The following is a 26811-nucleotide window of genomic DNA, read 5'->3' on the forward strand; positions in this document are numbered from 1 at the left end:
CTGTGCAGCGACAGGGCGATAGTAGAGTTCAGGAGATTGGAGATAAACTGGCTGAGGTTCCGATCATTTCGGACACTTCAGTCCTGTGTCGAGACTTTTATCCGATTCTTTGCCGCCCCTGTCGGGTCAAATCCGCAGATTCTGGCTGACGTAGTCGATAAAGACGCGCAGCTTCGGCGAAGCGTAACGGCTTGCCGGCCACAAGATCCAGAAGGTGACGGTCTGGTCGATGAAATCGTCGAGCACGATCTGTAACGCACCGCTCGCCAGCGCGTCGCGCACGAGGAAGGTCGGCACGAAGGCAAGCCCCTTGTTCTGAAGCGCCAGAAAGCCCAGCACTTCAATGGTGTTGGCGACGAAGGTTTGCGGCAACTCCGGCTCCGCTTCCGACGCAGCGAGCTGAAACGGCCAAGGTTCCAGTTTGCCGCTCGCGGGGAATTTATGCAGCAGACAGGCGTGCTTAGCGAGTTCGGACGGATGCTTGGGTACGCCGTACTTCTCAAGATAGCCGGGCGAAGCGACCAGCACCTGACCGCAGGAACCGAGGCGCCGCGACACCAGCCTCGAGTCGTGCTGCTCGCCCGTGCGTATGACCGCATCGAAGCCTTCTTCGATGATGTCCACCATGCGATCGGACAGATCGACGTCGAGTTCGATGTCCGGGTATTGCAGCATGAAGCCGTCCAGCGCCGGCATGATCAGCTCGGACAGTTGCGGCGTGCTGATCCGCAATCTGCCGCGCGGACTGCCAGCGGCATCGGACAGTTCGGCTTCCGCCGCTTCGAGCTCGCCGAGGACGCGCCTGCACCGTTCCAGGAACAATGCCCCCTCGGCCGTCAACGTGATGCTGCGCGTGCTGCGGTGAAAGAGCCGCACGCCGAGGCGCTCCTCAGTGCGCGCAACACTTTTGCCGACCGCCGAAGACGATACGCCGAGCAGCCGTCCCGTCTCGGTAAAGCTGCGGGTTTCCGCCACCTGCACGAACACCGAAATACCGCTGAGGCTATCCATTGCCGCATCCCGAGGCCTGAGGCCGATTTGTGCCAGCAGGCGATGCACGCGAGCGTTCGAAACCCAACTGCGACTCGTTCTGCAGCAGCGAACGAGCCGATTGCGGACTACATTGTCCGATATATTCGGAACCTTAGCCCATTTTTCTTATCCCCGTTCGTCCATACACTGCTCCTCAAGGTCGAAAGCCCGCTGATGATCAAGCGTCACCAGCCACCCAATCTCGAGGCAGTCATGTCCAAACTTCATTCCGCAGTCAAAGTCGGTCCTTACCAATTTGCCCATCGCGTCGTGCTGGCACCGCTCACCCGCATGCGTGCCGAACAAGGCGCCCGGCCCGGCCCGTTGATGGCCGAGTACTATGCGCAGCGCGCGTCAGAAGGCGGTTTCCTGATCGGTGAAGCCACCATCGCCGCACCCAATGGCAACGGCTACCTCGGTGCGCCCGGCCTCTACGATGACAGCCAGATCGTCGGCTGGAAACAGGTGACGGACGCCGTGCACGCCAAAGGCGGGCGCATCTTCCTGCAGCTGTATCACGCCGGGCGCCAGTCCAACAGCCAGTTGCAACCAGGTGGCGGGCAGCCGGTGGCGCCCTCCGCCGTGCCGCATGGCGGCGTTGCCTACACTGAAGCGGGCTGGATTCCGAACACGCCGAGCCGCGCGCTGACCATCCCCGAAATCGCCGAACTGGTGGAGCGCTTCCGCACGGCCGCGATTCGCGGCAAACAGGCCGGCTTCGACGGCGTCGAACTGCACGCCGCCAATGGCTATCTGTTCGATCAATTCCTGCAGGACGGCAGCAACAAGCGCACCGACATTTACGGCGGTTCATTCGAAAACCGTGCCCGCTTCCTGATGGAAGCGACGCAAGCCGTCATCTCGGTGTGGGGCAGCGACCGCGTCGCCGTGCGCCTTGGCCCGAGCGGCAGTTTTGGCGATATGTCTGACAGCAACCCGAAGGCACTCTTCACTTACGTAGCACAGGAACTGGCGAAACTGAACCTGGCCTATCTGCACCTGATCGAGCCGCGTGTGCTGGGCAACGTCGACGACGACAGCAAGGATCCGAACCCGGTCGCCGCGCAACTGATCCGCAAGCACTACAAGGGCGTCATCATCGCCGCCGGCGGGTTCAAGGCCGCTACCGCCGAAGCCGTCCTGCAGGCTGGCGACGCCGACCTGGTCGCATTTGGACGCGACTTCATCGCCAACCCGGATCTGCCCGAGCGCCTGCGCCTTCAGTTGCCGCTGAACCCGTACGACCGCCCCACCTTCTTTGGCGGCACCGACGTCGGCTATACCGACTATCCGTTTTATAGCGACGAAACGGTAGCAGCGTAAACGGAGCACGCGATGACCGCCACGGCCCAGCCTACGTCCCTCTCGCCGCTTTTCTGGCTCGCGTTAGGGACATTCGCGGTCGGCACAGAGAGCTTCATGATTGCAGGTCTGTTGCGCGACATTGCCACAGACCTGCATATCAGCATTGTCGCGGCGGGCCAGCTCGTCACGGTGTTTGCCTTGGCCTACGCGCTCAGCTCGCCGATCCTGACGGCACTGACCGGCACGCTCCATCGGCGCACGCTTATGATCCTGTCGCTGTCTGCCTTCACGGTGGCGAATATCCTCGCCTGGGCTGCCCAGAACTATTGGGAACTGATGGCGGCGCGCGTCCTGCTCGCCGCAGCCGCCGGTCTGTATGTGCCCGGCGCCAACGCGCTGGCTGGCGCCATTGCCGGCCCGGAACAGCGTGGCAAGGCGCTCGCCATCGTCAACGGCGGCATCACGATCGCGGTTGCCTTTGGCGTGCCGCTGGGCGCATTGATCGGGGATCGGCTCGGCTGGCGCATGACCTTCGCGGGCGTCGCCGCCCTGTCGGCCGCGGCCACGGCAGGTCTGCTGCTCGGCCTGCCGCGCAGCATCGGCGCAGGATTGCCGGTTGCCACGCTGCGCGAGCGTAGCCAGGTCGCGCGCCAGCCGGTCATTCTGATGACCTTGCTCGTCACCACGCTTTGGGCGACGGGCGCCTATACGATCTACACGTACCTGGCACTGTTCGTTGCGAAGACCACGCCGTTGCACGGGGCACAAATCGGTTACGTGCTGTTCACCTGGGGCGTTGCGGCAGCTATCGGCGTGTTCATCGGCGGCAAGGCAGTGGATCGCCTCGGTCCGAGCCGCGTGATCATCCCGTGCCTGAGCGTGTCGATCCTCGCGTTCTCGCTCATGTCGGCTAGCGCGCACTGGCTACCTAAGAAATTGGCGTTGGTCCCCATCCTGATCGGTGTCGTGGCCTGGGGCATTGCTCACTGGTCCTTCTACCCTGCTCAGCAAGCAGGACTGATCAATCTCACCGGGTTGCGCGGCACACCAATTGCCCTGTCACTGAACGCTTCGTTCATGTATCTCGGCTTTTCGCTCGGCGCCACACTCGGTTCCCTGACCTTGAGTTTCACCTCGGTGAACAACCTGGGTTGGACCGCCGCTCTCTGCGAGGTCGCGGCGCTGATCCTGACAGCCAGCGTCGGCAAGCAGTTGGTTCGGGTGCAAAACGGTGCGGTCACTGCCGCATAAGGTACCGCTACCGCGCGGCAGACGTTTGCCACAGATCACGGGGCGCTTATCGGTCACTTATCGGCCACATCGTCAAGTCAGGGGAAAGTGCTTCGGATGTCTTAGATGTCCACGACGAAAATGCTGGCGCCGGGACAGCCTGCTTCAAACCGGCACTATCCCTGTCCCGGCGGGTAGTGCACCCTCAATCGGTCTAACACAAGCAGTAAAGGCGAACATGAATATCCAAAATCCTACTTTCAAAATTGGCGACGACACGGAAATCAGGCGGCTCGGCTTTGGCGCAATGCGAATCACTGGCCCGGGTATCTGGGGCGCACCCACCGATCGCGCCGAAGCCATTCGCGTGCTGCGCCGCTTGCCCGAACTCGAAGTGAATTTCATCGACACGGCGGACTCGTATGGGCCGAACGTTTCGGAGGAGTTGATCCGCGAGGCGTTGCATCCGTATAGCGCCGAGATGCTCGTGGCGACCAAGGCGGGATTCGTGCGCACAGGTCCCAACCAGTGGACCCCGCACGGCCGGCCTGAGTACCTGATTCAGCAAGCGCACGGCAGCCTGCAGCGCCTCGGTATCGAACAGATCGGCCTATGGCAGTTGCATCGCATCGACCCCGCAGTGCCGCGCGATGAGCAGTTTGGCGCAGTGCGCCACCTGATCGACAGCGGCGTGATCCGGCACGCCGGCCTGAGTGAAGTCTCGGTTGCCGACATCAAGGCTGCGTCGAAATATTTCAAGGTGGCGACCGTGCAAAACCGCTTCAACCTCGGTGACCGCGGTAGTGAAGACGTGCTCGATTACTGCACGGCCCACGGCATTGGCTTTATCCCGTGGTTTCCGCTGGCTGCGGGCGAGCTGACCCGCCCCGGATCGCTACTCGACACAATCGCGCGCAACCATCACGCGAGCGTCGGGCAGATCGCCCTCGCGTGGCTATTGCAGCGCAGTCCGGTGATACTGCCGATACCGGGCACCTCCCGGGTCACGCATCTGGAAGAGAACGTGGCGGCCGGCGCGATTACTTTGTCTGACCGTGAATTTTGCGAACTGGACCGCGCGACCGCTCAACGACGGCAAGGCTAGTCCACTACTCCGTCAATTTCGCTCGAGACTAATCACGAATGTACGTGCATTCCCAAGTCTTCAAGTGTCTATAGCGTGCCGTACTGGGCAAAGTATGCGGGACTCGCAACCGTCACTCCGTGATACGTTGCCACCCGCCTCACCGCCATGCTGGATTCACGGAGAGCGCCGATCCGGATCAAAGTCGGTCGAAATATACCTGCTCTGCGGTGAGGTCATCCCATACGGGTATCCGCAATCTATCCGATTTCCTCTATAAGCGATGGAATCGCCGCGTCCCGACGGTACCTGTACGCGACAGTGAGGGCGTCAGCAATCACCATTCGCATTTCCAATGCACGGTCCACGATGCTGCACTCGGAACACTGCGTGGATCGTTCGGCGAGCAAGCGGAAATCGGTTGGAGGTGCGCGTGCCACTCAAAACGCCGGCAGGCGCACGCGCGATACCTGCTCGAAGCGGGCGGCGGCTCGTCTTATCGGGACGTCGACCGACGCTCTTTTACGGCTCGCTGACCGGCTTCGCCGCACAGGTCAAGCAAACGCTGTGTGGCAGGCGCATTGCCCGTAACGCGAAACGCAATGGCCACGTCCGACGTCACATTGCATTGAGTCAGCTATATCGGGGGCGACCCGCTCGCACCACTTTCGCATGGAACCGTGGTGGAGCTACGGCAAACCCAGGCAGTGATCCAAGACAACCAGAGCCGTCAGCGTTGGTCGGTACTATACGAGGCAGTTGTCCCTGACACTGCGCGCGGTCCGACTCACGCGCCTCCGTCGCCGCCACCGCGAGCTCAGCGAGAGGAATTCTTCGTTGGAGACACCGTTGGCTTCACCGACAAACATCTGAGCGAGCGAGTCGGCATCATCGTCCGGCTCAACGCGAAAACTGCGTCTATCGCCGTCAATGATTCGGAAGGCCATTGGCGGGTCTCATACGCTCTGCTGCGGAAGATTGTTGACATCTAACCGCGCGCGCCGTCAACACGGGCTCCGCTGACCGATACAGACCACTGCCACGGTAAACGGGCGGTCAGGAACTACATTGTTTCCTGGGCAATAACAAAACCGACGATCTTCGCAAAGCAGTCGCGCGATCCCGAGTATGTCGTCGCGCGCGAATTGCCTGTCGGCAAGCGCGGCAATGCGCTGGCTTGAGTGCGGATGATCCGCGACCCAACGTCGAATTGAAAGCCGCGCCTGCTCTACTCCACGACGTTCAGGCCGGGCGATCGAACGTGCCGGGACTGGACGGCGTCGCCTTCCAGTCCACGGTTCGCTCCTTAGATGCGCGTACGAGCGCGTCCTTTACGCCTTGCGCGTCGAAGTCTCCCGTGTAGACCGGCGTGTTCGGCTGTTGACGCCATGACTCGGCGATGGTGCCAGTGTCCACCGCGTCGAAGCCCATGTCGTCGACAAGCTTGAACACGATCTGCTTCTCTTTCGGGTCGTCGCCCGCGACGGGCAATGCAATGCGCCCAGGCGCACCCGCCGGCTTGCCCATGCCTTCGAGATGCGCGGCGTAGATGTTGTTGAACACCTTGACGACGGGATGGTCGATCTGTTCCTCGACCCAACGGCTTTCGGTGGTGCCTGCCTCAATTCCTTCGATTTTCCCATCGCGATGGCGCGGATAGTAGTTGCACGTATCGATCACGACGGCCGAAGGCTTCGCCTTGTCGAGGAATCCCTTCGGCAGTTGCGGGACGTTGACGAGAGGTATCGTGACGACGATCACGTCCGCGTCCTCGATCATGTCCTGCACGTTGCTTACCGTCGCGCCCGTTTCCTGCGCGACGGCTTGCAGCGATGCGCCGCCGCGCGCATTGGTGATACGTACCGCGTGCCCTTTTTCAACGAAGCGGCCCGCGAGCACCTTGCCGATATTGCCTGCACCGATAATGCTGATATTCATCTAACCCTCCGGATCAAGATGCGCGCAGCGGGCCCGGACCTGCTGCGCGCGAGATTTGTGATGCGACTACTTTATGTGCGACCACTGCCACGGTAAACGGGCGGTCAGGAACTACATTGTTTCCTAGGCAATAACAATTGCATCAGCTGAGCTCTTGCTCAGCGAGCAATTCTTCCAACCATCTCATGAAGACATCGACTTTCGGCGTTCTGTGCCGTCGGTCTGTGATTACCACCGAGATGGGCTTCGGCGGAACCTTTACTTGGTGCAGGATCTCCGTAACCCCACCCGAGTGAATGTACGGCTGCAGTGCCGGGCGTAATCCCTGAATCAGACCAAGGCCTACGAGTCCGCAAGTCAGAAACGTATCAGCATTGTCGACGACGTCCCCACGCAACCTTTTGGTAACCAAACCAACATCCAACCTTTCACCTTGCGGACCAAACATCCGTACATTTCAACTAATCGAGATGATACTGCGGGCGACGTTGTATGGCACCGATACCGGCGAGCGGCAGATGCTGTTCGAGCATCTCGAACTGCTGGGCGAAAATGATCTGCTCGTGCTTGACCGCGGCTATCCCGCCTCGTGGCTGATGGCTGCACTTCAGGCGCGCGGAATCCGGTTCTACATGCGCATCGACGGCACCGATAAGTCCAACCGTGAACGCGTGCGTATCCAACTCGCACCATAAAGGCATCAGATGTGCAAGTGCTCGCTTATGTACTCAATGAAAACGCGCAGCTTGGGCGAAGCATAGCGGCTAGCCGGCCATAGTATCCAGAAGACAACTTCGCGATCCACATAGTCATCCAGCACTGTTATTAGCTGACCGCATTGCAACGCATCATGCACCAGGAAGGCTGGCAGGCACGCAATGCCCCTGCCCAGAATGGCGGCGTGAGCAAGTGGCTCGATGGTGTTCGACGTCATGGTCTCGCGAAGGACCAACTCGGACTCGGATGCATCAAACCGGAGGTGCCAGCGGTCTAGCTTTCCCGTGGAAGTCCATTTGTGCAGCAAGCAGAAGTGGCCCTCAAGCTCGCGCGGTCCGGTAGGTACGCCATGACGCTTGAAATAGGTGGGCGATGCAACCAGCACATACGAACAAGAACCCAAACGGCGCGCCGTCAGGCGCGAGTCGTTTAGTTCGCCGGTCCTGATAACGGCATCGAAGCCATCCTCAATGACATCAACCATGCGGTCGGACATTTCGATGTCCAGTTCAATTTCCGGATAGCGTTCCATGAAGCCATCGAAGACCGGCATCATCAAACCGGCCAATTGGGGCGTGCCCACGCGCAGGCGCCCACGCGGATTGCCAGCCAGACCCGACAGCTCGGCCTCGGCAGCATCAACCTCGCTCAGGATGCGGCGGCAGTGTTCCAGGAAAACGGTTCCCTCTGCGGTCAGAGTGATGCTCCGAGTGCTGCGGTTGAACAATCGCACGCGTAACCGTTCTTCCATCCTGGCGATGGCCTTGCCAACCGCAGAGGATGAAACACCCAGCTGTCGCCCCGCTGCGGTAAAGCTGCGCGTCTCAGCAACTTGCACAAACATCGAAATTCCACTCATGCTGTCCATAAGCACTTCCTGTCCGAAATGGCGGCTGCTTTAGCGCATCCAGTGTATTGCGATCCAACATTGCGGACATTTTTTCCGATGTGTTCGGCATCGCAGGGTATTTTTCTAAGTAGGCCGAAGCCCTACATTGCACAAGACGAATCACTTTGAGGAACCGACGTCATGTCGAAACTGCATACCAGCGTCCAAGTAGGCCCACACAAAATCGCCCATCGCGTAGTCCTTGCACCGCTCACCCGCATGCGCGCCGAACCAGGCGCCATTCCAGGCAAGCTGATGGCTGAATACTATGCCCAACGTACTTCCGAAGGCGGCTTCCTGATTGGCGAAGCCACCATTACCGCGCCCAACGGCAATGGCTACTTGGGTGCTCCCGGACTCTACGACGATAGCCAGATTGCAGGCTGGAAACTCGTGACCGATGCAGTTCATGCCAAAGGTGGGAAGATCTTCCTGCAGCTCTATCACGCAGGTCGTCAGTCCAACAGTGAACTGCAGCCAGGGGGCGGTCAGCCGGTGGCGCCTTCCGTCGTCGAGCATGGTGGAGTCGCTTTTGGAAAAGCGGGCTGGATGGAAAACACTCCCCCCAAAGAACTGACCATCGCTGAAATCAAGGAGTTGGTGGAAAGTTTCCGCTTAGCGGCTAAGCGTGGCATTTTAGCTGGTTTTGATGGTGTTGAACTGCATGGTGCTAACGGCTATCTGCTGGATCAGTTCCTGCAAGATAGTAGCAACAAGCGCACTGACAACTACGGTGGCTCAATTGAAAACCGTAGCCGCTTCCTGTTGGAAATCGTGAATGCTGTGATTTCGGTCTGGGGCAGCGATCGCGTAGCAGTGCGCCTCGGTCCGAGTGGCAGGTTTGGCGACATGGGCGACAGTGATCCGGAAGTGCTGTTCACCCACGTCGCGCGCGAACTGGATAAGCTGGATCTCGCGTACCTACACCTGATCGAGCCGCGCATCCTGGGGGTGATCGAGGACGAAAAATGGAGTCAAACGCCTGCGGCGGCGCGCCTGCTCCGAAAGTACTTCAGCGGCACTATCATCGTCGCTGGTGGCTTCGACGGGCAATCTGCTAATGACATTCTGGAAGCCGGTGACGCTGACCTCGTCGCATTCGGCCGCCACTTCATCGCCAATCCCGATCTGCCGGAGCGCCTGCGCAAAGGCTGGCCGCTCAATCCATATGACCGCGAGTCCTTCTTCGGCGGCACGGAAGTTGGTTACACGGACTATCCGTTCTACGCAGATGCTGCCTGAACGCATTACCGTTGCCTCACCTAGCAGGCTGCGGAAATACCTCCCCACCAAATCACCCGAACGGTCCGTTCAAACGTTGTTACTGTTGAGCAGACCACTTTGAGCGAAGCATGCGCGGTACCACCTTCACCGAGAACCTATTCACCTTGCGCAAGCTGAAGGACTTTGTTCCGGCCGATCATCCACTGCGCGCGATGCTGCTGCAAGTGCTCTACAGCGTTCGCTCGGAGCGGCAGTTGATGGAGCAGGTCCAATATAACCCGCTGTTTCATTGGTTCATCGGGCCAACAGCTTGATCGAGAAAGAGATGGCTGTGATGGAAGCGCCCCTGCTTCCGGCTCGGCTCGTGCAATTAGCTGCGGCATACCACCAAATTACAGGCTTACCATGTCACGTATTATTCAATTTGCCACCACCGGCGGCCCTGAAGTGCTTTCCTACAAGGACGTGAACGTCGCGGAGCCGGCAGCCGGCGAAGTACGCATCCGCGTCAAGGCCATCGGCTTGAACCGCGCCGAATCCATGTGGCGCGCCGGCGAATATATCGAGGAAGTCAAGCTGCCGGCCCGACTTGGTTACGAGGCGGCCGGTATCGTCGATGCCGTGGGTCCTGGCGTCACGCAGTTTGCAGTTGGCGACGCCGTCAACACAGTGCCAGCGTTTTCGCAGAACCAGTACGGCATGTACGGTGAACTGGTCCTCGCGCCGGTGTCGGCCGTCGTGCCACATCCGCCATCGCTGACGTTCGAGCAGGCGTCGTCGATCTGGATGATGTTCATCACCGTCTACGGTGCCTTCATCGAGGCAGCCAAGCTGGGTGCGGGCGACGTGGTGTTGATTCCGGCGGCATCGAGTAGCGTGGGCCTAGCCGCAATTCAGCTGGCAAATATGGTCGGGGCTACACCGATCGCGCTGACCCGCACCGGCGCCAAGCGCGAACAACTCCTCGACGCCGGTGCCGCCTTCGTCATCGCCACCGAAGAACAAGACATGGTGGCCGAGGTGCTGCGCATCACTGACGGTGTTGGCGCGCGCGTAGTGTTCGATCCCGTCGGCGGCCCTAGCCTCGGCAAGCTGATCGAGGCTATGACGACGAACGGTATTCTGCTCGTATACGGCGCGCTGAGCGAGGAGCCATCGCAGCTGTCCTACTTGGATCTGCTGATTAAGCTGCCGACTATTGTCGGTTACACGATCTGGAACACCAGTAGCGACCCAGTCCGTCAAAAGGCTGCAGTTGACTTCATCCTCGCTGGTCTCGCATCCGGCGCGTTGAAGCCGATGATTGACAAGACATTCACGTTCAATGAAATGGTCGAGGCGCACCGCTACCTTGAATCGAACGGTCAGTTCGGCAAGATCGTCGTGACTGTATAAGCGCGTCGAAATCCAGCGGCGGTGGACGTGGAACTGGAGATAGCAAGGCGACCGATCGAAGTGGAGCACATAATAGTGTCGTCCTCCAAGACAGCGCGGACGTTCCCACGGAATGTGCACGCCACGCCTACATGACACAACCGGCATCACGATGCACACGCCCGCACTACTGCCGGCTAGCGGATTCCTCAAACGATGCCTCTCTGACGGATATCGTGGATGACTACCGCCGGGTCCGTCGACCTCCCCTATGGAACACATCCTCAGTACATTGGCGGGAAAGCGGCTGCGTCTGATTTACAGCGTGTTCAGGTTTCTCCGAACAACCTTTCAATAACCCTATCACTAGCATCCGCGCGGCGCACGCATACGACAAGTTCCCGCTTCGCCCACGTCTCATCGAGCTTCAATACGCGCGTACCCGGCAAGCGGTACAGGTCCGCGTTGCTCGCGGGTAATATGCCGACTCCCATGCCGACCTGCACCATCCTGCTCAGCGCGTCGTACGACGATACCTGGACCTTCGCCCGCAGCGTTTTTCCTGCCTTGCTCGCCTCCGTCATCATCTGGAAGCGCAGATGCGTGCCTGCGCGGAGCACCACATGTTCATAGTCGAGCGTTTCCGAGAACGTGACATGCCGGCGCTTCGCCAACGAATGAGCGGACGGGACGAGAACCTTTAGCTCATCGGTGCGGAACGGATGAACTTCGATGTCGGCGCTACGCGGCAGGCGCGTAAAGACGCCGATCTCCGCAACGTTTTCTGCCACGCTCTCGGTGATGGCAAGGCTATCGCGTTCCAACAGCGAGATATTGACGTCCGGATAGCGCTCGCTAAACGATTTGACGATGGGTGGCATGAAGGTCGAAATCGCCGAGATATTGACGAGCACGCGCACGGATCCTCGCAGACCGTCCGAGTATGCTTTCATCTGCAGAGCGATATTGCGTAAGTCGTCTAGCACGTCGCGCGCGAGTATCGACAGGTTGACGCCGGCCGCCGTCGGCGCAATACCCTTGTTTGTCCGCGTGAGCAGCGGCGTGCCGAAGACCTCTTCGAGTTCTCTGAGGCGCTTGCTGACAGCGGGCGCGGCAATATGCTCGAGCTCGGCCGCACCGGCGATCGTGCCTTCATCCACTACGCGTACGAAAAGCTTGAGAGAAACAGGATCGAGCTTCAATGCGCGCTCCCAGCCACTTTGCGCACAAGGCTTTGCAGCGTGTTATGCATGGGCGGGCCGTTGCGGCTCATCGAGCCATTCCACTATGTTGCGCACCGTATCGCCGTAGAACGTCTGGTACATCTCACGCGTCACATAGCCGATATGCGGCGTAGCGAGCACGTTGTCCAGCGAGCGCAGCGGGTGCGTCAGTTCGAGCGGCTCGGAATCGTACACATCGATGGCGGCGCCTGCGATCCGCCCGCTCTCCAGTGCGGTGAGCAACGCCACCATATCGACAATCGGACCGCGGGACGTATTGACGATGCGGCTCGTGGGCTTCATTCTGGCAAGCTCCGCAGCGCCGACAAGACCTCGGGTCCGTTTGCTCAGGCGGGTGTGGATCGACAGAAAGTCAGAAGTGGAGAACAGCGTATCTTTGTCGACCAGTTCAACGCCTTTCGATTCCGCGCGCTCTGCCGTCAGGTTCTGGCTCCAGGCAATCACATTCATCCTGAACGCGCGGCCTATCACACCGGCCGCCGAACCAATATGCCCAAGCCCGAGAAGGCCCAGGGTTTTGCCAGCCAGTTGCGTTCCGAGCCTGAGCTGCCAACCGCCTTCACGCACGGATTGATTCTCAGCAGGGATATTGCGGGCCATGGCCAGAATCATCGCCCAGGTGAATTCGATGGTCGGCGTGGACGAGTATCCCGTGTGGACGACTTTGATGCCGTGCTCAGCCGCCGCATCCGTGTCGATTGACGCGTTGCCCGTGCCCGTCGAGGTAATCAGCTTGAGACTGGGCAGGCACTCAATAATCTGACGTGTGAGTGGCGTGCGTTCACGCATCACACACAACACTTCGAATGGTTTTAGACGTTCGACAACCTGCGTGGTTTCCGTCACGTGGTCGTTGAACACCGTGATTTCCGCGCGGTCTTTCAGCGGAGACCAGTCGGCCACGTCGAGCGCGACATTCTGATAGTCGTCGAGAACGGCGACTCTGATATGGGATGGGCTAGACATGTGTTACCTCTTCCAAGGATAAAGCGGCTGCCGTAAGCGCCAGCCACCGCGCAACAATGAATGGCAGGACTGCGCTAGTTCGACGCAATGTGCGATTTAACGCTGGTGTCAGGCATCGGTGGCGCTGCTGGCTCGATCGCGCAAGTCAACTCAATCTAGTCGCGCGAATGCAGGTCACGGGACAACTTCGTGATGGCCTCCGCCCCCGTTTCGTAAGACAGCATGAACCCAAGCCGTCGCCCCAAGCCGATCATCGCGTTGTTTTCGCTCAACGTCGTACCGTACAACCGCCTCACACCTGATTGCTTAGCAAGATCAATCAAGCTGGAGAGTAGACATATGCCAAGGCCTTTTCCATGCCAAGCATCGCTGATGACGATCGCCAACTCGGCCTCGCTCTTACCCAAATCCACCACGTATCGCGCAACTCCAATCTGCTGTTCCCGTCCGTCGACTGAGATAGTCGCGATGAGAGCACCCTCACGTTGCCGGTCGATGTGGGTCCAACGATATATCTCGTCGTCAGACGGCCACCTTCCGGACATCAACCGCATGTACCTCGTCGACCGCGACAAGCCGTCGGCGAAATTGCGTTCGAGTTCAAAATCGCCTGGCTCAATCGGACGCAACAGCACCCAGGTGCCGTCAATCATCTGCCACCGGCGTCGCTCGATTCCGGCCGAGGTATCCACGCCTGTCCCGCGGTGCGGATAATGTTCTGTATCGGTCATGTTCGTCGCCCTGTCTTTGCCAAACAAATCGCCAGAAAATCTTGGCATCGATCGGATACGCGCACGCGTCCCGGTGCACACGTACCTACTTTCATGACCGACCACGAGGTCCATTCGAAAGAGGATGGCCGACGAGTCTTCGGATAACTGGCAGTGATACATCAAACGTGCACTGTTGTCGCCTGAATGACATTGAAATCGAATAACCGACATTCATGGGAGATCTTCTTGATCCTAGTGTAGGTTTAGTGACATCAATCAAGGTCGTGTCATCCATAATCTTGGCGGTAACAATCATGAATCGATTGGCGGGGTCGCGACCGGACGGTTCACTCCCATAACTGAATCCCTTGATGCTCACAAGCATCGGGACTAGATTCAATCTGGGCGTGCGGTGAACGATAAGCCTGAGATCAGCTCGCAACCCGAACCAGCAGCTTGCCGAAATTTCGACCGCTCAACATGCCGATGAAGGCGGTCGGCGTGTTCTCCAATCCGTCGACAATGTCTTCCTTGTACCTGATCTCACCGCTCTTGACGCGGGCGCCGATTTCGCGAAGGAAGTCCGGGTATAACTCTGCGAAATCGTAGTTAATGAATCCGCGGATGGTGAGGCTTTTGCTCAGGACGTCGCGCATGGTGCCGGGCAGTCGATCTGGTCCCGGAAATTCAGATACACCGAATTGGCTAATGAGACCACATACTGGCACCCTTGCAAACCTGTTGAGCAAGGGTGCCACTGCGCGCCAAATGGCGTCGCCGACATTTTCGAAATAGACATCGACGCCGTTCGGACATGTCTCGGCAAGACGTTCTGCGAAGTCGGGCGCCTGATGGTCAACGCATGAATCGAAGCCGAGCTCGTTTCGTACGAAAGCGCATTTCTCCGGCCCACCTGCGATGCCGACGGCGCGGGCGCCCGCCATGCGAGCCAGTTGCCCGACCGTAGCCCCGACTGGACCGCTGGCAGCCGCTACAACCACCGTTTCGCCTGGCTTGGGCTGGCCGATGACACGCATGCCGGAATAGGCAGTGAAGCCTGGCATGCCAAGTACTCCGAGACGTGTTGTCAAGGGCGCGTCAGCGGAATCGATCTTTCGAACGCCTTCGCCATCGGAAATGGCATGTGTCTGCCAGCCAGAGTGAGCGAGAACGATATCTCCGACGGCGTACCCGGCATGATGGGATTCGATTACCTCGGCGATGCACTCACCTGTCATGACATCGCCGATAGCAACAGACGGGGCATATGATTTCGCGATGTCCATCCGTCCCCGCATGTAGGGATCGAGAGACAGGTAGAGTGTCCTGAGCAGCAGTTCCTGGGCACCTGGCTTCGGAACAGGTAACTGCTCAAGGCGGAAATCGCCCTCGGTTGGTTTTCCCTTCGGACGGGACGCTAAGACAATTCTTTGGGCGTTTTCGTTGGTCATCTTGACTCTCCGATCTATGCTACGTTGCGGTTTTTGCTGGCACGTCAATGTGCGTGGTCCACCCACATGGCCAACGCGACGTCTGCCTGTGGCATTCCCGCCAATGATGTCAATCAGGACATTCAGGCCGTAGCACCACCGTCTACGCTGATGTTTTGCCCGTGAATGTAGTGACCAGCCGCGGAAACCAGCAACAGGGCCAGTCCAGCGACGTCGTCCGGCTCGGCGATGCGACCCATGGGGATACCCAAGGCAATCTTTCTTTCACGCTCGGGATCCTCCCAAAGCACCCTTGAGAAATCGGTTCGCACGGCGCCAGGATTAATAGAATTAACATTGATGTTCGACGGCCCGAGTGCGAGCGCAAGATTACGCACCAGTTGGTCAACGGCCGCCTTTGACATTGCATACAAACCCAGCATTGTCGACCCGCGCTTTGCTGCCCGACTCGACATGAAGACGATCGATCCATCCTTGCGTAAAATCATCTGCGGAGCGAGTGCCTTCACAAGTGCAAAGCTACCGCGTACGTTGCCAGCCATGACGGTGTCAAACTGCGCAACCGTATGATCAAGTATCGATCCATCCGGCGAAGTACCTGCCGCGTTCAACACGAGCGAATCGACCCGTCCAAATGCTGCTAGCGCCTGCGACGCAAAGCGATCGACGCTCTCTGGTTCCGTAATGTCGCAAGAAATTGCCTTGATTGCGATGCCGTCTTCTTTCTGCAGTCGAATGGCAACCGCATCGGCTACTTCCTGACTACGTCCGGAAATCACGACCTTCGCCCCAGCCGCACCTAGTGCGCGGGCGATCGCCAGACCCATTCCCTTGGTTGCACCTGTCACTACGGCAACGCGACCACTAAGATCAAAAAGCTTGCTCACGATTGTTGCTCCATTCGTCACTCTTTAGGACGCGAACCGTAGAAAAATTGCCTATCCATTTCGCCTGCTATACAGGTAGAAGCACAGCGACCCACCCAATATGTGCGTATGCACTTACATGCATGATCTTACGAATCTGCCCTCGCTGTCAACCGATAGACGGGCGGCCTTTACCCGAATATGAGACGCATCAGCGCAATCACGAGCGCTCCAGATGCGCTAAAGCGAAACGGCGTATCGATGTCCGAAAATGGCAGAACGCACTTCCCCCGGTAGTATCAACGAGCGCTTCCCTTCATGCCGCTCCATATGGCTGTAAACTGGTTTCCTCCCCGCAGGTATCGACGACGCGGAAGGGCGTCGAACCAGCGGAATTTTTGCGGGCTTTGGGTGCCTTATGTAGTTGCGATTCCTGCGTGGAGTGGTTCGATGGCATGACCTCGCATGGCGCGGTCTGCTGCCGGGGACCATCGACCAAAAGTGGGGAGCGTTGGAACAATTCGGATATCCAGTCAACAAAGGCACGCATGGTGCGCGATAGATGCCGGTTTTGTGGATACACGACGGACACTGCGATTGACTTCGGTTTGTACGCCGGAAGAAGTTCCCTCAATTCTCCGGAGCGCAGGTACGGCAGGCTCATGAAGCGCGGGATCTGAATGATTCCGAGCCCCTTTAAGGCGCACGCCAGATAGGCTTCTATGTCGTTGACTGCGACGCTAGAACGCAGACTTACGTCAACGGTTTTTCCGATGACTTGAAACTGCAAATCGGACGCACGGACTACCCAGGGACAGGGATATCGTACGCCGAAATGCGTCTGCAGTTCGTCGAATGACCGCGGAACCCCGCACTGCTCCAGATAGCGCGGCGCGGCTACGGTAACGAGCTGCAGCGTGCCGATGCGCTTGGCCACGAGGTTTGAGTCCGTCAGCGCGCCGAGCTTGATACCGCAGTCGACCGCCTCCTGAATAATATTAACGGGTTTATCGCCGAAGCCGATAGTGAGATGGATGTCAGGGTAGCGTCTTCGGAAGTCGTCTAGCGCCGGGATGATCAATATCTTCCCGACAGCACCCGGAGTATCGATGCGAAGTCGACCTCGGGGAGTTTTCCCTGCCATTGACACGCTGTCCTCCAATTCCTTCATATCCGCCAGTATCTTTACGGAACGTTCATAAAACTCCGCACCTTCTGGCGTCAAGCCGAGCCTTCGGGTCGAGCGGTGCAACAGGCGAACATTCAGATGGGATTCCAGATTTTTGACAATGACGGTGACGGACGCCCGCGCGAGATCAAGGGTGTCGGCCGCACGGGCAAAACTTCCGGCCTCAACCACCCTTGTGAACACTAGCATCGCTTGTAGCCTATCCATCTGTAATCCTTATCATGCATTGAGTATTTGCATCGTCTAAAACCGAACTTATCTGTCTTTCCAGACTCTTGAAAAAGGCGAACGGAGGGCAATCTTCGCCAGTCAGGTGCCCTTGCTCCAGCAAGGTACTTGGTAGCTAAACATCGACTACCACGCGTTCGATATGCGCCGCGAGAATCATGGCGTCCGCATTAACAGGCGTCGCCCGACCTGGGAAGGGCTTATAGATTGCATCGCCCCTACGAATTTCGTCTCCGCTCATTGCGCAGAAGCCGTTGCGCAAGGCAATCGCATGGCGCCAGATCTGGTCACCGTAGTGGCCGCAACTCACCGAGCACCAATTGACCGTCACCGTTCTGGAGCTTGGTCGACCGGTCACGCACACTTTGAGTCCAAGCGGTAGGCCGCCATCGCGACGAAGTTGAGCAGGACAGCTATGAGGCAGTTGCACTTCAACCGCAGCGTCCTCACCGTGATTCAGACAGCGAAGCAAGACGAGTGTTTGAGTCCACGGATCGCGTTGCAATTTGATCTCCAATACAAATCCACCGACGCACAATGGCGCTTAAGCGTTCGGATCCTCAATCCGTAGTCACTACGCTGACTGGGTTGAATGCGGCCCGCTCCACCCCGACAAAGTACTTGTCAATATTGCGATTCAGTTCCATCACGCCAGCCTCGATAGACGGGCAGTCTTTCTTTGCTCATACCTTAATCAGATGAGTTAGGCATGTAAGAAATCACAGAGTGAAGGGTGAAAATAGGGGCTGAATATTAGACTCCGTGACAAAGTCACTACTCAAGACTGCCGAAGGCAAGATGGAAAGCTCACTGTGTTCACCGTGATGATAAGGCTACCCAGAAGGTCCTCCACTACCCAAATCGAGGTATCCTGCTGAAGTACGCAGAGGGCTAAGAACTCTCGCTGCGCGTGAATGCTGTTGCGCTGGTCCGCCCCGCTCCTGCGTTGCGCCGGTAGCTGCGCTGGCCGGCAAAAAATTATCACCATCGAAGCACTTGGCAATACCGCGGCCGGCAAGCTCATCCAGAACGCCAGGCGCGAACTTGAGGTCGTGCAGTGCGGCTACTGCCAGTGTGGCCAGATCATGTCCGCCGCGGCTCTGCCGGCCCAGAATCCTCACCCCAGCGACGCTGACATCGATACCGCCATGACTGGCAACATCTGCCGCTGCGGCACCCACGTACGCATCCGCGCGGCGATCACACTGGCCGCGCGGAATGCACACGGCGATGCCCTCGCCTCCAAGGCCGAGTAGGTGTGGCCGGGAGCTTTGAGAAACTCGTCGAACGCGCCCTACCCGCCGACGTGTGCCTGCGAACGTTCCTCAAGGCTGGCGGCGCTGCCGACTGTGGTCTGCTGATTTGCATCGGACTGTCCGGCCTGATAAGCGTAGCCGAAGCGGCAAAGGAGTCTGCCGAGTTCGCGCCGAACGCCTGGATCCGCATCGGCACCGACGGGCACCTCGCTTGTCGTAAGCCAGGTCGAAATGGGCCAGGGTACTTATGTTTCAGCGAGCCCGGCACCTCGGCATTGGCGCCTGTGGTACTCCATGCCATCCGCGCCGCTACAGGCAAAAGACCGCGAAACCTACCTATAGACATGTCTCAGCCTGTTTCCATCTGAGATTGACCGTTTACTATCCCGTCACACATATATTTCCGCCAACTACCAGGGATCGCCCGCGAGTGCTGGAACACGAATCAACAGAGTGTGCAATGAACAGACGCGAATGTCTGGTCGGCCGTCTCCGCCAATACTTCAGGCCGGGTGGCAAACTGCGGGTTATGGAGCAACGATCCGCATTCGATGGCAGCCGGCGAATGCGGCCGCGATGATTCAAACGATCCATATCAAGCCGTGCACGAAGACGTTATGAGCCAGCGTATCACTCGCTCAAGAAATGCAATGCATGCTGGACAAAGCGCGAGGGATACTGAAAGATCGCGCCTTGGCCTGCGTCCGGGTACAGCATCAACTGCGCGTTGGCAAGATGCCTAAACATGTCTATAGCGTTGACATTCGGGAGCATTGTGTCATGGCTTCCGCCGACCAGTAATACCGGCTGTTGAATGGCCTTGAGCACACTGTTGGTTGGGTCCTTGGAAGCGCACCAGCCAATGAGCGCTTTCGCCTGCTGACGCATTATTTCTTCGCCGCTGTCCGGGTCGCGTCCGGCAGTTCGCACACTTGTGCGCTTTAGAAAATCCAATCCGGCTGCACGACTGGCCTCGGAACTAGTGAAAAACAACGGCAACCGCAGGTCCGGAGCATCCTTTTGAGCGATTGCGTCCTGAAGCGCTTCCATCAGGTGCTCCTCGCCACCCTGCGGGGCGGTACCTGCGAGAATAACTTTTCCGATTCCGCCCGGATACTCAGACGCAAGGACTTGGGCGACCATGCCACCTAACGAAAATCCGAGCAGATCGACACTGGGCGCGCACAGTGTTGAGATGAACGCTGCTGCATCCTCTGCCATTTGATCGATGTTGTCCGGCGTCTTACCGCTGGTCCCTCCGACCCCAGTGTTGTTGAATACGATCACGGGCCTACGCCGTGACAGTTCGTTGACGACCGCCGGATCCCAAGAGTCCATGGTACCTGAGAAATGTTGCAGGCAGACCAGTGGCCTCCCGCGGCGCGGGCCAAGCCAACGGAAGCTGAAACGAATTCCTGTTTTCCTAACGAACTCCGTAGCTGCGATCTCAATTGACATAGGCTCCTCGCAGATGATTCGCCACTTTTATGCGCCTGAAACCCAAGCGCCCGGCGATTCATGCGGCTGGCCAACCGGCGCAACGCCGTGCCATAGCGCCGCCCGACAGGGAACGAATCCCAGCCTTTGCCTCCGCCGCTGGAATCCGTAGTCTCGATGGATAGCCTATCCAACGCCAGGATAGCCGACCATATCGAAATGTTGTTAGAAGCTCCTACGGCCCTTCGGGTATCGAAGCGATTCGCGAAAGCAAGCGCCGCAGGCTGCCCCTCCACGTCTGCCACAGTAACTCGTCGCCGAACTACGTGACGAATTAATAGATGGGCTGACGCACCTTGCGTCGAAATATGGCGTGCCGGAGTTCCTTCTGGAAGCAAGGCCCGCTCTGTCACGGATGGCTCAGACCGGAATGAGCCCCTGCTTGATCGCCATCACTACCGCATGGGTTCTGTCTCGCGCACCCATCTTTTCGAGGATATGCTTTATATGAACCTTCACAGTTTCTTCGGAAATATTCATTTGAGCTGCGACGGTCTTGGTCGCGCTGAACTCAGCTACAAGCCTCAGCACCTCGATCTCGCGGTCAGAGAGTTCATACTTGGCGAGTGTGCGTCCCAGCAGCTGCACAATGGCGCGCGGAAGCCGTATTTGGCCTGCATGCACGATCCGTATGGTGTCCGCAAGCTCCTCTGGCATCGCGTCCTTCGTCAGAAATCCCTTCGCGCCTGCCCTGATGGCAGCACGGGCTTGCGCCTCGCTGTTGTAGGTCGTGAGTGCAACGACCTCAATGACAGGCATCTCCTGCCGAATCTCACGGATCAGGGTGAGTCCGCTTAGGGTCCGCAATTGAAGGTCGACCAACACGACGTCAGGAGCCTGACGTCGGCAGTATTCGGCAATTTGCAAGGCGTCGCCGACATCGTCGGCCCACTCCATATCCTGCAAAGTACCGATAAAAAAAGCGATGCCTTGCCGCATCAGCGGAGTTTCGAGAGCACAGGCTACGCGGATTCTCGATTGACGGTGTTCGTTCATATCCGTTCATCCTGGAACGAGCCAGTACCTGATCTAGCAGGAGCGCGCAGTTCGCCTCCCTAGCATCACCGCGCCTGAGACCAATACTCCGCGACGGCGGCGCAGTCATGCTTATCGAGGAGAGTCTTGCCCACCTTCAGTACGATCACCTTGTTCGCTTACACCGAGTTCCCTCCCATTCCCGGCTTCTCTCTAGTGCTTCAATCACCGCCGGCATCTGAGACGGCACGCCGTCGTTCTTCGCCGAAATTGACCTAATGCTAGGAGATCAAATGCCCTTGGTCGTGGACGATTCAATTGTCTTTTGGACAAACGTCCTGAGCGATATGAAAGAGCCAGGTCCTATCGGCACCTTTGCAGGCGGCGCCATTCGCGAGGACTGCAACCCTGGATGCGAGTAAAAACACGGGATAGGTGGCTCTGGTCGCAGAATCCGCACAAGATTGCGACCTCCACAATAGCGATGTCTGTATCCCGCAGCATTGCTTTGGCGTTTTCTATCCTTCGGCGGAGAAGCCACTGATGGGGCGCCATATGCATGGTCTGGCGAAACGCCTTCGTGAAATAGCTCGAGGACAGGTTGCATTCGCGGGCCAGATCGCCGATCGACGGATTGTTCGTCAGGTTCGTCTCGATGTAATCGATAACGTCACGGATCTGTCTGGGTGACAGGGGGGCAGTGTACCGACTACGGCTTGCAGGGACGCCGCCATAAACGCTGATCACGTGTTCGTGAAACGCGAGTGCGATGTAGTCGATGAAGGCCGCACTGACCTTATCGGGATTGTCCAAAGCTGGCACGAGCATCTGAGCCAGGTGAAACATGATGCGATCTTGCTGGCCAAACATCCGCTGTCGCAGGCCACCGACACGCCGCAAGCCGCGGTCGTATGCTAGGTCATCGATGGTTTTCTGGGAAATGTAACAGCGCACATTGTCGAATTCGGTTTCAAGACCCACGGTCGGCCTGGCACTTAAATCGAACAGGAATGCCCGACCCGGCTCCTGCCTCTCCGGCAACGCGATCACCTTATTGGCGTAACGAAAATCCGAGAACGCAGCCGAGATCAACGGTACCTGAAAGGTGAATGCTTCTTCCGGTAGCGGACTGATGGAGCGCCCGCGCTGAGCGCGCTCACTGCGCATTCTGGAAAACACAATGGGGCTGGTGCCCGGCAATCTCGCTTCGAGCGTCGGCGCTTTGACCAGATGGAATCGCCGGACCAAGGCGCTTTCGAAAGATAAAGAAGCCATGACAGAGGTACCCGTTCTCGAACGTTTGCCACTCCAATCAATGATACGACCGGTCGTCTCATTTATTCAAGTAAAATCGGGAGCCTTCCGTGCTGAGGAAGTTACGATGCAAACGTTGGGAACCCTACAGCGGCACATCCGCCAGCGTGCCGTCCTAGGTTAGGCTCAGACAATGATGCTCGAAAACACAACCTTGACGAAATACTTCAATGCCTTCGGGCTCTTCTCGACACGCGTCCGCAAGATCGCCCCCTCGTAAGAGTCGATCAGGAACGCAGCCAAATCGTCGGCCTTCAGGTCCGTGCGGATGGTACCCTGCTCCTGTCCCTCCGCTATGGCTGCCGAAATTTGTTCGCCCCAGACGTTCAGCACACTTAGGAGCATCTCGCGAATCAGCGGTGTCTCGTCCGACACCTCGGCCATGAATTTCCCGACCAGGCAGCCATCATTGCACCGAGAGAAATACTCGTTGAGCGCCGCGAAGTGCCTCTTGAGGCGGGTAAGTGCGGGAACCTCAGGATTATTGAGGATGCTTCGATCAGTGCTGCCCTTCCCGTATTCTGTGACGATCTCTGCTGCCAGAGCCTCCTTGCTCTTGAAATGATTGTAAAAGGAACCCTTGGGGACCACCGCCGCCTCAGTGATGTCCTGAACGCTGCAGCCGTTGAATCCGCGTTCGGTGAACAGTTTCATGCCGGCTTCGAGAACGGCATTTCGAGAGTTAGGGCGAGCCAAGTGGATCCTTGCAACTGATTGTCTTGTGGGGGTTGGGCCGATCGCGCGGACCGGCTCCAATTGAGGAGTGAAGCCGCCCCGACACTCGTCTGATTTTACTACCTTTTGAAGACTGTGGCTTGGCAGCTCAAGGCTTCCGATCGCAGTCAATACCGAGTTTCGCTCTTCCTCCTCGGCTTTGAATACGGCGCAATCATTAATCCCGGGTGCCGGCGGGGCGATGGCTGTCGAGTTACGGGGCAGCGAAGGCAGGCCTGCTCCACCTGACCTCAATCATGGCGCTGGAACTGGCACCTAAACAGATTCGGGTAAATGCACTTGCGCCAGGGAACATAGAAACTGACATGCACGAGCATTTCGAAAGTGCTGGATTGGCGGAGCACATCCGCCAGCGCATTCCACAGCGCAGGTTTGGTCAACCGCGTGATCTTGACGGTGCAACTTTGCTTCTTGCATCTGACGCTGGTAGATATATCACCGGTGCCGTGATTCCAGTCGATGGTGGTCAGCTTCTGTCCTGGATGTAAGGCTGACAGCGATAGTGTGTGAAAACACTAAAGATCGATCATATACTCGGCCTCGGACCATTCCGAAAGGACGGCGAGGCGTGCCAGTGCTGGTGGCGATGTGCTTTTTGTCGGCGCAGTATCCGCGCTATGGCTACCGGCAACCAGGTCTTTCAGGAGCGGCAAGGCCAGCCGCTGAGCGCAGGCCGGATATAGCGGCTTTGGCCTCTTGCGGGGCTGCAGGCGCCTCGCGGGCGTCCGCGGAAACGCGTATGGGTCCGTCGCCGAGACGGACTGTCTATATCGGCCGACAAACGGCCCCCACCGTAAACCGTTGAGATAGCTCACAAATAACCCCCACGATTGCGGTCAGTTCAGCCATTTCACTCTGGGTCTTCCCTGCCCTCGCTCATCAAAGCACGAACGGTCTCCACCAGAGAACATGCCAGCCCACTTCTTGCAAATTAGCTGGCTTCTAGTCAGCCTCTAGGAATCGCAAGACCTTTTTTAGTTCCATCGGTTCTCGTTCCGTAAAGATTTCGTTCAGCCGCCGTCGCGACGCCCCTACGAGTCCCCGTCGGAATGCCTCGTCGATGGCGGATCCCCCTTCCTGCCCAAGGCCGGCTGACAGTGACGCTCTCGAGGCCGCACTCGATCCCTCGGGTGAAATGACGAAGAGCCGCAATCCGTTCTCCGCCACCGCTTGCGCGATCACCTCGTTGATATAGATGTCGCGGAAACCATAGCCAATAATCATGAGACTGTGATTTGCCCGAGAGACATAGTGCGCGAATTGCCGGTGATACCAGTCGAGCACGGGAGGAAGACCGAGCTTCCGCGCGTTCTCACCACCGGCAATGAGCAGCGAACCACCGACGCCCTCAACCCAGTTCGACGAACCGTGCAATTTGAAACACGGCTGACGATGCACAGTAACGCGAAACTCGCTTTCCTTCGCCGGAATCCACTGCTCCGTCCATGGGGTTCCACATGGATGAGGGCCAGCGCTCGAAGACAGTCGCATCCCAGGCAACTCGACGCCGTCCCAGCGCTGGAGATACTGATACTCCAGAAGGAGATCCTGGTTGAGGGTAAAGATCGCATCGAACCGGCCCAAAAACTTGCGCACCGAACCGTTGCCTAGACCGAGGTCGAAATTTGTCAGGCGGGACATGCAATGGTTCATCGCTTTGAACATGTTTTGAACGGCTCCCTCGAGGCTCTGCAAATCGGCGTTATACCTTCCGTGGTCTAGCCTCGCCCTGCTGTGCAACTCGGCCAGAGCACATTCGAAGCCACCGACTTCGCTGAAGCCCCAAAGCAATTCTTTGATCGTCGGAGAGGACTTGACTTCGGGACATCCAAGCAGATATTCGAACGCCTCGGCCCCGAGCCAACCACCCCAATTACGGCTGAAACCTGCTCCCAGCAATATCGAGCAAGCCATATCCCCTCCGAAAGAAAAAAGAACTCCGTTCTTGCCGCACTTCACGAGTTCGCCAACTTTCCTGACAAAACAGACTTCTTTCTACCACCAACGTCCGCGGCAGCGGATCAAAGGATATGCCGCGCGCACTCAAAACGAGGCCTAATGAGGCTAACGCTGAGTATCGGCCGCTCCAACGGTGACGGCGTCACCCCATCCGCCGCCGAGTGCGCGGATAAGATTTACGGTGGCGGCCGCCTGAAGTCCGGACAGCTGCACAGCCGTCGTTTGCGACTGAAGTACAGTGCGGTCGGCGTCGATAACGTCCAGATAATTGATCGCGCCTTCCTTGTACTGGGTACGAGAAATGGTTGCGGCGCGCGTCGACGCCTGCACTGCCTCGTCCTCCGTTTGGGTTTGCTGCTCGAGAATCCTCAGATCCGACAGGTTGTCTTCGACTTCCTGGAACGCCTGCAGCACCTGCTGGCGATATTGTGCAGCGTCCTCGTCGAACACGGCTCTAGCGTTCGCGAGGTTTCCTGCGCGCCGACCGCCATCGAAGATGGGTACTGTCAGAGCGGTGCCGACCAGAGGACCGAGAACGAAAGCACGGCTGGACCATCTGAAAAGGTCTGCCAGCGTTGCGGCCTCGAATCCTGCAGATCCCGTTATCGACAGAGACGGGAAATACGCTGCTTTTGCAACGCCGACTCGCGCGTTTGCGGCGGCCATTGCCCGTTCGGCTGCTGCAATGTCCGGCCGTCGTTCGAGGAGCGCAGAAGGCAGTCCCGGGGGAATGCGGATCTGCACTGGCTTCAAGGGACTCGTCGGCATCGAAAATTCCACCGGCGCCTTGCCAAGAAGAACTGCGAGACCATGCTCGGCAGTGGCCCTAAGTCTCTGCGTCGTCATTGTGTCGGAACGTGCGGTCGCCAGTTCAGCTTTTGCCCGCGCCACATCGAGTTCGGCAATGTCACCCGCACCGAATTTCGACTGCACGAGTTTCAGCGATTGCTCGCGAAGCGAAACGTTCTGCGCAAGCAACTGCAGTTGCGCATCCAGTTCGCGGACCTTGAAATAGTTCGTGGCGACGTCAGCTTGCAGCGAGAGTTGCACCGACCGCAGTAGCGCCTCCGACTCTTCGCTCTCCGCACGACTCGCCGCGACTGCGTCGGACACCCGTCCGAAGAGGTTCACCTCATAGCTCGCCGTCGCCTGTGCGCGCCAGACAGTCTGTGCGGGGACGTCTGTTCCATCGGGCTCGAAGAGTGAGGTTGGAGAAACCTTCTCCCGGGTTGGACCAAAGCCCGTGCCGATAGTCGGGAAAAAGTCGGCTCGGGAGGCCTGCAAGACGGCACGCGCCTCCTTGACCCGCGCAGTTGCTGCAGCCAGATTCTGGTTTGCGGAGAGCGCCTGTTCTTCTAGATCGTTAAGAGCAGAGTCGTCAAAAGTCACCCACCAATCGCCTCGAGGGATCTGGTCAGACGGCTGCGCGATTTTCCAGCTACCCGTGGTGCCTGTGGTTGCGGCGGAGTCATTGGTGACAGTTGCCTCCTTGAACGCAGCAGGGTTAGCCGCGTCAGGAACCCTATATTCAGGGGCGAGCGAGCAGCCAGTAGTCGAAAGTGCCACGCTCAGGAGTGTCAGCGAGCCCAGGAAAACGCACTTCATCGTATCAATCGACATGATGG

The 26811-nt window shown here is 58.3% G+C and carries 23 protein-coding genes and 4 pseudogenes; 10 read left to right on the forward strand and 17 right to left on the reverse strand.

Annotated features, from left to right (window positions below; genetic code table 11):
• Positions 1-126: 126 nt before the first annotated feature.
• Positions 127-1011 carry a LysR substrate-binding domain-containing protein gene (locus M0D64_RS06405; protein ID WP_266240104.1) on the reverse strand — a complete coding sequence of 295 codons (885 nt, stop codon included), beginning with the start codon at positions 1009-1011 and terminating at the stop codon, positions 127-129.
• A gap of 234 nt (positions 1012-1245) precedes the next feature.
• On the opposite strand from M0D64_RS06405, the gene M0D64_RS06410 reads away from it, so the two are divergent.
• From M0D64_RS06410 to M0D64_RS06420, 3 genes are all read left to right on the forward strand, one after another.
• Positions 1246-2355, forward strand: coding sequence for an alkene reductase (locus tag M0D64_RS06410; protein ID WP_266240105.1), 1110 nt, complete (start codon positions 1246-1248; stop codon positions 2353-2355).
• A 12-nt stretch (positions 2356-2367) separates the two neighbouring features.
• Positions 2368-3588: an MFS transporter gene (locus M0D64_RS06415; protein WP_266240106.1), complete on the forward strand. Its 1221-nt coding sequence runs from the start codon at positions 2368-2370 to the stop codon at positions 3586-3588.
• A 217-nt stretch (positions 3589-3805) separates the two neighbouring features.
• Entirely contained in the window at positions 3806-4672 is an 867-nt protein-coding gene (locus tag M0D64_RS06420; RefSeq protein ID WP_266257041.1) for an aldo/keto reductase, read from the forward strand.
• 1221 nt (positions 4673-5893) lie between these two features.
• Here the strand turns inward: M0D64_RS06420 and M0D64_RS06425 are convergent.
• Positions 5894-6589 (reverse strand): NADPH-dependent F420 reductase, encoded by a 696-nt coding sequence (locus tag M0D64_RS06425; protein ID WP_266240108.1) that lies wholly within the window; start codon positions 6587-6589, stop codon positions 5894-5896.
• A gap of 374 nt (positions 6590-6963) precedes the next feature.
• Between M0D64_RS06425 and M0D64_RS06430 the strand changes: the two genes are divergently transcribed.
• Complete coding sequence (locus M0D64_RS06430) at positions 6964-7284, forward strand: hypothetical protein (RefSeq protein ID WP_266240109.1); 321 nt, start codon at positions 6964-6966, stop codon at positions 7282-7284.
• Positions 7285-7289: 5 nt separating this feature from the next.
• Here the strand turns inward: M0D64_RS06430 and M0D64_RS06435 are convergent, their stop codons facing one another.
• Positions 7290-8174, reverse strand: coding sequence for a LysR family transcriptional regulator (locus M0D64_RS06435; protein WP_266240110.1), 885 nt, complete (start codon positions 8172-8174; stop codon positions 7290-7292).
• Between the two features lie 162 nt (positions 8175-8336).
• On the opposite strand from M0D64_RS06435, the gene M0D64_RS06440 reads away from it, so the two are divergent.
• The 3 genes and pseudogenes from M0D64_RS06440 (at position 8337) to M0D64_RS06450 (ending at position 10814) form a co-directional block, all read left to right on the forward strand.
• Entirely contained in the window at positions 8337-9437 is a 1101-nt protein-coding gene (locus M0D64_RS06440; protein WP_266240111.1) for an alkene reductase, read from the forward strand.
• A gap of 110 nt (positions 9438-9547) precedes the next feature.
• Positions 9548-9721, forward strand: a pseudogene (locus tag M0D64_RS06445) (transposase); the annotation flags it as partial.
• 103 nt (positions 9722-9824) lie between these two features.
• The gene (locus tag M0D64_RS06450; RefSeq protein WP_266257042.1) at positions 9825-10814 is read left to right on the forward strand and encodes a zinc-dependent alcohol dehydrogenase family protein; all 990 of its coding nucleotides are present in this window, start codon (positions 9825-9827) and stop codon (positions 10812-10814) included.
• 308 nt (positions 10815-11122) lie between these two features.
• Here M0D64_RS06450 and M0D64_RS06455 read toward each other — a convergent pair whose 3' ends face one another.
• The 8 genes and pseudogenes from M0D64_RS06455 to M0D64_RS06490 form a co-directional block, all read right to left on the reverse strand.
• Positions 11123-11995 carry a LysR family transcriptional regulator gene (locus tag M0D64_RS06455; protein ID WP_266257043.1) on the reverse strand — a complete coding sequence of 291 codons (873 nt, stop codon included), beginning with the start codon at positions 11993-11995 and terminating at the stop codon, positions 11123-11125.
• A 42-nt stretch (positions 11996-12037) separates the two neighbouring features.
• Positions 12038-13003 carry a D-2-hydroxyacid dehydrogenase family protein gene (locus tag M0D64_RS06460; RefSeq protein WP_266257044.1) on the reverse strand — a complete coding sequence of 322 codons (966 nt, stop codon included), beginning with the start codon at positions 13001-13003 and terminating at the stop codon, positions 12038-12040.
• Between the two features lie 155 nt (positions 13004-13158).
• Positions 13159-13734, reverse strand: a complete 576-nt coding sequence (locus M0D64_RS06465; protein WP_266257045.1) for a GNAT family N-acetyltransferase — start codon at positions 13732-13734, stop codon at positions 13159-13161.
• A 413-nt stretch (positions 13735-14147) separates the two neighbouring features.
• Positions 14148-15167, reverse strand: a complete 1020-nt coding sequence (locus M0D64_RS06470; RefSeq protein WP_266240116.1) for an NADP-dependent oxidoreductase — start codon at positions 15165-15167, stop codon at positions 14148-14150.
• Between the two features lie 122 nt (positions 15168-15289).
• Positions 15290-16054 (reverse strand): SDR family NAD(P)-dependent oxidoreductase, encoded by a 765-nt coding sequence (locus M0D64_RS06475; protein WP_266240117.1) that lies wholly within the window; start codon positions 16052-16054, stop codon positions 15290-15292.
• A 295-nt stretch (positions 16055-16349) separates the two neighbouring features.
• Positions 16350-17429, reverse strand: a complete 1080-nt coding sequence (locus tag M0D64_RS06480) for a LysR family transcriptional regulator (RefSeq protein WP_266257046.1) — start codon at positions 17427-17429, stop codon at positions 16350-16352.
• Between the two features lie 136 nt (positions 17430-17565).
• Positions 17566-17880 carry a DUF3331 domain-containing protein gene (locus M0D64_RS06485; RefSeq protein ID WP_308101892.1) on the reverse strand — a complete coding sequence of 105 codons (315 nt, stop codon included), beginning with the start codon at positions 17878-17880 and terminating at the stop codon, positions 17566-17568.
• A gap of 130 nt (positions 17881-18010) precedes the next feature.
• A pseudogene (locus M0D64_RS06490) lies at positions 18011-18118 on the reverse strand (catalase); the annotation flags it as partial.
• Positions 18119-18386: 268 nt separating this feature from the next.
• On the opposite strand from M0D64_RS06490, the pseudogene M0D64_RS06495 reads away from it, so the two are divergent.
• Positions 18387-18706 (forward strand): annotated as a pseudogene (locus M0D64_RS06495) ((2Fe-2S)-binding protein); the annotation flags it as partial.
• A gap of 630 nt (positions 18707-19336) precedes the next feature.
• On the opposite strand, the gene M0D64_RS06500 reads toward M0D64_RS06495, so the two are convergent.
• From M0D64_RS06500 to M0D64_RS06515, 4 genes are all read right to left on the reverse strand, one after another.
• Positions 19337-20164, reverse strand: a complete 828-nt coding sequence (locus M0D64_RS06500; protein WP_266257048.1) for an alpha/beta fold hydrolase — start codon at positions 20162-20164, stop codon at positions 19337-19339.
• Positions 20165-20563: 399 nt separating this feature from the next.
• Complete coding sequence (locus M0D64_RS06505; RefSeq protein ID WP_266240120.1) at positions 20564-21199, reverse strand: response regulator transcription factor; 636 nt, start codon at positions 21197-21199, stop codon at positions 20564-20566.
• A gap of 342 nt (positions 21200-21541) precedes the next feature.
• Positions 21542-22453, reverse strand: a complete 912-nt coding sequence (locus tag M0D64_RS06510; protein ID WP_266257049.1) for an AraC family transcriptional regulator — start codon at positions 22451-22453, stop codon at positions 21542-21544.
• A 165-nt stretch (positions 22454-22618) separates the two neighbouring features.
• Entirely contained in the window at positions 22619-23146 is a 528-nt protein-coding gene (locus M0D64_RS06515) for a TetR/AcrR family transcriptional regulator (RefSeq protein WP_266240122.1), read from the reverse strand.
• 248 nt (positions 23147-23394) lie between these two features.
• Here M0D64_RS06515 and M0D64_RS06520 point away from each other — a divergent pair, with 248 nt between their 5' ends.
• Together M0D64_RS06520 and M0D64_RS06525 are read left to right on the forward strand one after the other, a co-directional pair.
• On the forward strand, positions 23395-23715 hold the full coding sequence (locus M0D64_RS06520; RefSeq protein WP_266257050.1) for an SDR family NAD(P)-dependent oxidoreductase: 321 nt from the start codon (positions 23395-23397) through the stop codon (positions 23713-23715).
• An 83-nt stretch (positions 23716-23798) separates the two neighbouring features.
• Positions 23799-23979: pseudogene (locus tag M0D64_RS06525) on the forward strand (IS3 family transposase); the annotation flags it as partial.
• 190 nt (positions 23980-24169) lie between these two features.
• On the opposite strand, the gene M0D64_RS06530 reads toward M0D64_RS06525, so the two are convergent.
• Entirely contained in the window at positions 24170-25141 is a 972-nt protein-coding gene (locus M0D64_RS06530) for an SIR2 family protein (protein ID WP_266257051.1), read from the reverse strand.
• A gap of 150 nt (positions 25142-25291) precedes the next feature.
• Complete coding sequence (locus M0D64_RS06535) at positions 25292-26806, reverse strand: efflux transporter outer membrane subunit (RefSeq protein ID WP_301717275.1); 1515 nt, start codon at positions 26804-26806, stop codon at positions 25292-25294.
• Positions 26807-26811 lie beyond the last annotated feature (5 nt).

The organism is Paraburkholderia sp. WS6, from assembly GCF_030464835.1.
GTDB classification, from domain to species: Bacteria; Pseudomonadota; Gammaproteobacteria; order Burkholderiales; family Burkholderiaceae; genus Paraburkholderia; species Paraburkholderia madseniana.